We start from the raw sequence: 1043 nt of genomic DNA on the forward strand, positions 1-1043 counted from the left end.
CCGATCTAAAACACTAAGATGTGATGACAAACCAATAATATTGGTAAAGGAATTGATGCTCTGCTTCCAAGAAAAGCCTCTAAGCTTCAGGTTACATGTAATCGTACCGTAAACCGACACAGGTAGTTAAGTAACGATTACATGTAACCTGAAGCTTAGAGGCTTTTCTTGGAAGCAGAGCATCAATTCCTTTACCAATATTATTGGTTTGTCATCACATCTTAGTGTTTTAAAAAGTGGATTTACCTGCTTTTTCACCTACATGCTTAAACCAGGATAACCGTCACCTGGCGAACTTAGCTTTCTTCGTACCCCCTTCGCAGTTACATCTAGTACAGGAATATTAACCTGTTACCCATCGACTACGCCTTTCGACCTCGCCTTAGGAGCCGACTTACCCTGCTTCGATTACCGTTGAACAGGAAACCTTAGTTTTTCGGCGAGCGGGTTTTTTTGCCCGCTTTTTCGTTACTTATGTCAGCATTCGCACTTCTGATACCTCCAGTATACTTTACAATATACCTTCATTGGCTTACAGAACGCTCCCCTACCCAACAATATATGAAATATTGTTGCCGCAGCTTCGGTACATAATTTAGCTGCGTTACATTTTCCGCGCAGGATGACTCGACCAGTGAGCTATTACGCTTTCTTTAAATGATGGCTGCTTCTAAGCCAACATCCTGGTTGTTTATGACTTCCCACATCGTTTTACTTAATTATGATTTTGGGACCTTAGCTGGCGGTCTGGGTTGTTTCCCTTTTCACGATGGACGTTAGCACCCATCGTGTGTCTCCCATGATAACATTCTCTAGTATTCGTAGTTTGCATTGGTTTAGTAATCCAAGATGGACCCTTAGCCAAAACAGTGCTCTACCCCCAAAGATGAATTCATAAGGCGCTACCTAAATAGCTCTCGGGGAGAACCAGCTATCTCCCGGTTTGATTAGTCTTTCACTCCTAGCCACAAGTCATCCGCTAATTTTGCAACATTAGTCAGTTCGATCCTCCAGTTAGTGTTACCTAACCTTCAATCTGCCCA

The 1043-nt window shown here is 42.8% G+C and carries 1 rRNA gene; it reads right to left on the reverse strand.

Annotated features, from left to right (window positions below):
• A 23S ribosomal RNA gene (locus CEX73_RS00505) occupies positions 1-1043 on the reverse strand; the annotation flags it as partial.

It is taken from the genome of Candidatus Palibaumannia cicadellinicola, assembly GCF_002855795.1.
Classification (GTDB): domain Bacteria; phylum Pseudomonadota; class Gammaproteobacteria; order Enterobacterales; family Enterobacteriaceae; genus Baumannia; species Baumannia cicadellinicola_C.